This is a genomic window from Kitasatospora sp. NE20-6 (assembly GCF_045862635.1).
In genome coordinates this window covers 1-590 of sequence record NZ_BPRL01000182.1, presented here as the reverse complement: position 1 = coordinate 590, position 590 = coordinate 1, and the positions used below count along the sequence as shown (strand labels likewise).

Sequence of the window (590 nt, the reverse complement as noted above, 5' to 3'; positions counted from 1 at the left end):
GCGGAGCGGATCGCCGGTCTGATCGCGGCGGAGAACGGTTCGGCGGGCTGGTTCACCCGGGCCGGGCAGTCGGGTCTGACCCGGCAGGCGGAGGCCTATCTGAAGGCGGCGGAGGAGTTCGGGTGGGAGCGGACGCTGGCCCCTTCGGACCCGGCCTCGCCGGTGCGCAGTGTGGTGCGCCGGGAGGCGGTGGGTGTGGTGGCTGCGGTGATTCCGTGGAACTCGCCGTTCTCGTCCGCGACTTCGAAGATCATTCCGGCGTTGCTGGCGGGCAACTCGGTGGTTCTGAAGGTCTCGCCGGAGAACTCGCTGAGCATGGGGCTCCTCGCGGGTCTGCTGGAGCGGGTGGGGCTGCCGCGGGGGGTGGTCAGTGTGCTGCCCGCGGACCGGGGGACGAGTGAGTACCTCGTCTCGCATCCGGGGGTCGACAAGATCGCGTTCACGGGTTCGACGCGGGCCGGGCGGCGGATCGCCTCGATCGCGGGGGAGCAGCTCAAGCGGGTGAGTCTGGAGCTGGGGGGCAAGTCGGCGGCGGTGGTCCTGCCGGACGCGGACATCCGTGCGGCGGTGCAGGGTCTGAAGTTCTCCTC

Annotated in this window: 1 protein-coding gene; it reads left to right on the top strand. The window is 71.0% G+C overall.

The window, feature by feature from the left end; all coding sequences use genetic code 11:
- The coding region (locus tag SNE206_RS40105) for an aldehyde dehydrogenase family protein (protein WP_407918522.1) at positions 1-590 on the top strand (590 nt) is incomplete at both ends.